Genomic DNA, 4,457 nt, shown 5'->3' with positions numbered 1-4,457 from the left:
CGGGCCTTCGCAGCCCTCCGGAACTCTACCAACAGCGTTCTGAGCGCTTTATGGACCTACAGCATGCCCCCGCAGGCCGTTTGCCCTCAACAGCAGGCTCAACTGGCCTGACGACAAGTTCTTGCCCTGCCTCGTCGGGTCAATTGGTTGCGGAAGCGCAGGACTGCGCCGCGACGATGAACGCACGACAGGCTATTGATTCAGCACCGACGCGATTGCGCGCCCCATGACCCAGTCCTTGTTGCTCTTAGTGAGGAACGGAAGCTCCCAAAACACCATCAAATTCGCGGGATGCGCCAGTCGCGACCACCAAAGCATGCTTAAATCTTCATTGCTCTTGCCGCCTGTTCTAGACTGGCCCGCACAATCACGCGATGAAACGGTGCTATCGTCGTAAGATAGATACGCCCCAGTCGGTTATGGCAATGCACCACGGTACCCGCGACCAGCTCGCGCCCATCTGCTGCATCGGCGCCAAGTTGGATGGTGACGCGAAAGTCGAGATGCCAGTCATCCGCGCCCACTACCAACTCCGTCGCGCTCTTTGACAGCACCGGGAAGAAGCCGATAACCGGCCCACGCGCCGCTGCGGCAAGACCAACGGCGCGCGACGATTTGACGGCGACTGTCGCCATCACCACATCGCGGACACGAGTGAGCGCACGAATCCACCACGCCTGTCGCTCGAGCGCGGCGCGTGCCAGCACCTCTAGATCATCGCTGGCCCCCGCCGGCAGTTGAATTGCAAAGGCGTCCAAAAGGTCCGCGCCCGCGTAAAGCGGCGCAAGCACGCTGTTGCTGGGCATGGGCACGGCGCGCGCTTTGGTCATGCGATTAGGTACCGGATGCTGGGGAGGGGCGCAGCGCCGTTGGCGTTGCGGACGATCTTGCCGCCGTAGTCCTTTTTTATATCCACGCGCTCTGCATCGCAACAATCCTGCGGCGCACATGTCGCAGTTGGGTCAAAAGCGGCTGTGCAGGCCAACCCTGCCGCCTCAAAGGAGGCGAAGGCTCGGACAGGAGAGCGTGCCGGTGATAGTCTACGCGGGTCATCGGACGGAGGGCGAAATGGATTTCACCGGCAAGGTTGCACTGGTCACCGGCGGCGGTAACGGCATCGGCCGCGCGACGTCCGTGGCGTTCGCGCGGCAAGGTGCGAAGGTGATGGTGGTAGACCGCGACGGCGACGGCGCCCAAGCGACCGTCGGTATCATCCGTCAGAACAACGGGGACGCCGTTGCGGTGACGGCCGATGTCACCAAGGTCGCCGACGTGAAAGCTTACGTGAAAGCGGCTATCGAGACATACGGGCGCATCGACTGCTTCTTCAACAACGCCGGCATCGAGGGAAAGCTAGCACCAACCACGGAATATGACGAGGCCGTGTTCGACGCCGTGATCGGCGTGAACGTGAAAGGCGTATTCCTTGGCCTGCGCCACGTGCTGCCAGAGATGATCCGGCAGGGCGGCGGCGCCGTGGTCAACACCGCCTCGGTCGCCGGCCTAGTAGCGACGCCGGGCATGTCGGCGTACGTGGCGTCGAAGCACGCGGTGATCGGGCTCACCAAGACGGCGGCGGGCGAAGTCGCGCACCAGGGCATCCGGGTGAACGCCGTGTGCCCCGGGCCAGTCGACACGCGCATGATTCATGCGCTGGAGGAACAGATCTCGCCCGCTGACCCGGCCGCGGTCGGCGCTCGCTATCAGGCCGCGATTCCGAGCGGGCGCTACACGACGGTGGACGAGATTGCCAACATGGTGCTCTTCCTCTGCTCCGACCTCGCCTCCAATACCACCGGCGGACAATTCGTCGTCGACGGCGGGCGCACCGCGACCGGTGGCGCTGTGACCAATCCGGTGAGACAGTGAAACCAAGAACGATAAGCCACACGGCGCGATAACGTCGAATAAATCTCTGTGTTGCGGTTGCGGCGGCATGATCGAATAGCGAAGATTTTGGTGCGCTGCCGGAATCCGCTTAGGGTCATTCGCGCGCTTCTGGCATGGCCGCCGATGTCCGCTCAGCGGATGTCTCCGGACATGCGCCGCGCCGGGGGTAACCGTCGCGAGAGGCTTTCAATTGTTTCGCTTCGCCCCACTCCATCGTCATTCCGGGGCGCCGCAACGGGGCGAACCCGGAATCCATGGTCCAGCAGAGTATGCGGAGCAATGGATTCCGGGCCCGCGCCTTACGGCGCGTCCCGGAATGACGATAGAGAGGGAGTGAGATCAATCCGGCCGGGCCATCTCGAACATGGCCTCGGGCCGAATTTCGAAATAGTCGCCCTGGCGGCCCGCGCGCACGATCGGGCGCGCGAGCCCGGTCTCGTAGACGCCGTCTCTGATCATGGCCTTGTCGATATGGACGGCGACGACCTCGCCCAGCGTCAGCCAGGCCTGCGCTTTCTTGCCGTCTGCGCCCTGAAGCTGGAGAATCTGGCAGAGCTTGCATTCAAAGGACACCGGGCTTTCGGCGACCCTGGGTACGCCGACAATCTTGCCCGGTACCGGCGTCAGGCCCGCGAGCTCGAACTCGCTAACATCGCGCGCGACATGGGCGGCGGTCGCGTTCATGTGCTTGGCCAGATCCATCGTCGCGAGATTCCAGACGAACTCGCCGGTGTCCTGGATGTTCTGGACGCTGTCCTTCCACGAGGTCGAGGAAAATCCGATGATCGGCGGCTTGTAGCAGAAGGCGTTGAAGAAGCTGTAGGGCGCGAGGTTGACGTTACCCTTGCGATCCCGCGACGAAATCCAGCCGATCGGCCGCGGGGCGACGATGGCATTGAACGGATCGTGCTTCAGGCCATGGCCGTTCTTGGGCTCGTAGAAATGCAGGTCTTTTGCGGTCACGGGGGTTTCATCCTCTTCAACCATCATTGTCGTCATTCCGGGATGCGTGCAAAGCACGCAGGCCCGGAATCCATAACCACCGCTGGGGGTTATGGATTCCGGGCTCGCGACTTTGTCGCGCCCCAGAATGACGGTGATATTTAGCCCGCGCGGTTCCTTGAACCAAGCCCCGCCAGCACGAAATCGATCTGCTGCTCGATGGTCGGCCCGGGCTTGTCGGCGCATTGCGCGATCATCTGGGGGTGGAAGAAGCGCATCATGGCGGTGCAGACACAGAGTGCCGAGGTCAGCGCGTCGCCCGTCTTGAACTCGCCGGAGGCCACACCTTGGGCGATCACGCCCGCGACATTCTCGGTGATGAGCTGCATGTGGGCTGCGCAGACCTCCCAGCTCTCCTGCATGGCGATCTCGACCATCTCATGCAGCTTGTTGTCGCCGACATAGCGCTCGGTGTTCATGCGGTTGATGGTCGTGAGCATTTCCCGCAGCCGCGCGGCTGCGGGACCCTCTCTGTTCACGATCGCCTGCGCCGCGCCTTCGACTTCGCCCATCAGGCCGCGCGCGACGCCCTCATGGATCGCCTTCTTCGACTCGAAGAAGCGATAGACATTGGCCGGCGACATCCGCAATTCCTTGGCGATGTCGGCGACCGTCGTCTTCTGGTAGCCGATCTGGCGGAACAAACGCTCCGCCACCACGAGAATTCGTTCTCGCGTGTCCGGCTCGACATGTTCTGCAGTCAGTGTCATCGGCATACCCAATGTTCAATTATTCAGCGGCTTCCGCAAGCGGAATAACCGGTCTTGCAGGGCCGTAATGCTGCGGCGCGAGATCGGGCTGCTCGTTCGCGCCGGTTTCCTCCAGGCTCTTGCGGAACCAGAGGGCGTAAAGACCCGGCAGGTACAACAAGGTCAGGAAGGTTGCAACAAACAGGCCGCCCATGATGGTGATCGCCATCGGGCCCCAGAAGGCCGAACGCGACAGCGGGATCATGGCGAGGATCGCGGCGAGCGCGGTCAGCACCACCGGCCGGGCGCGCCGGACGGTCGCTTCCACGATCGCCTCCTTCCGCGTCAGGCCATGCGCCACGTCGCTCTCGATCTGGTCGACCAGGATCACCGTGTTGCGCATGATCATGCCGGCAAGCGCGATCAGGCCGAGCAGCGCCACGAAGCCGAACGGCTTGTTGGCGACGTTGAGCCCCAGCGAAGCGCCGACGATGCCGAGCGGCGCGGTGAGGAACACCAGGAACAGCCGCGAGAAGTTCTGGAGCTGCACCATCAGGAGCGTCAGCATCACGATCACCATCACCGGGAACAGCACGAAGATCGAGGCATTGCCCTTGGCCGACTCCTCGAACGCGCCGCCCGCCTCGATCCGGTAGGCCGGCTCGAGATGGTTGCGGATCTCGGCCAGCTTCGGCCAGATCTGGTTGGTGACATCAGGCGCCTGCACGCCGTCATTGACGTCGGAGCGCACGGTGATCGCCATGTCGCGGTTGCGCCGCCACATGATCGGTTCCTCGTGAGCGTATTCCATCTTGGCGATCTGCTGCAGCGGCACGGCAACGCCGTTGCGCGAGGTCACGGTGAGATCGCCGACAC

5 protein-coding genes are annotated in these 4,457 nt (G+C 63.1%); 1 reads left to right on the top strand and 4 read right to left on the bottom strand.

Annotated features, from left to right (window positions below; genetic code table 11):
- Window positions 1-320: 320 nt before the first annotated feature.
- On the bottom strand, window positions 321-830 hold the full coding sequence (locus tag VKR55_RS06155; RefSeq protein WP_324400788.1) for a DUF2867 domain-containing protein: 510 nt from the start codon (window positions 828-830) through the stop codon (window positions 321-323).
- A 238-nt stretch (window positions 831-1,068) separates the two neighbouring features.
- Between VKR55_RS06155 and VKR55_RS06150 the strand changes: the two genes are divergently transcribed.
- The gene (locus VKR55_RS06150; protein ID WP_324400786.1) at window positions 1,069-1,869 is read left to right on the top strand and encodes a glucose 1-dehydrogenase; all 801 of its coding nucleotides are present in this window, start codon (window positions 1,069-1,071) and stop codon (window positions 1,867-1,869) included.
- Between the two features lie 360 nt (window positions 1,870-2,229).
- Here VKR55_RS06150 and VKR55_RS06145 read toward each other — a convergent pair whose 3' ends face one another.
- The 3 genes from VKR55_RS06145 to VKR55_RS06135 all read right to left on the bottom strand — a co-directional run.
- Complete coding sequence (locus VKR55_RS06145; RefSeq protein WP_324400783.1) at window positions 2,230-2,853, bottom strand: flavin reductase family protein; 624 nt, start codon at window positions 2,851-2,853, stop codon at window positions 2,230-2,232.
- A 140-nt stretch (window positions 2,854-2,993) separates the two neighbouring features.
- Window positions 2,994-3,602 carry a TetR/AcrR family transcriptional regulator gene (locus VKR55_RS06140; RefSeq protein WP_324400781.1) on the bottom strand — a complete coding sequence of 203 codons (609 nt, stop codon included), beginning with the start codon at window positions 3,600-3,602 and terminating at the stop codon, window positions 2,994-2,996.
- Between the two features lie 19 nt (window positions 3,603-3,621).
- Window positions 3,622-4,457: efflux RND transporter permease subunit (locus VKR55_RS06135; RefSeq protein WP_324400779.1), on the bottom strand; the 836-nt coding region annotated here is incomplete at its 5' end.

The sequence above is a fragment of the Bradyrhizobium sp. genome (genome assembly GCF_035309285.1).
Classification (GTDB): domain Bacteria; phylum Pseudomonadota; class Alphaproteobacteria; order Rhizobiales; family Xanthobacteraceae; genus Bradyrhizobium.
This window is presented reverse-complemented; position numbering and strand designations above follow the sequence as displayed.

What these genes read in the sequence shown, in the direction of transcription:
- VKR55_RS06155 (WP_324400788.1), bottom strand. Translation starts at nt 830, where the DNA reads ATGACCAAAGCGCGCGCCGTGCCCATGCCCAGCAACAGCGTGCTTGCG.
- VKR55_RS06150 (WP_324400786.1), top strand. Translation starts at nt 1,069, where the DNA reads ATGGATTTCACCGGCAAGGTTGCACTGGTCACCGGCGGCGGTAACGGC.
- VKR55_RS06140 (WP_324400781.1), bottom strand. Translation starts at nt 3,602, where the DNA reads ATGACACTGACTGCAGAACATGTCGAGCCGGACACGCGAGAACGAATT.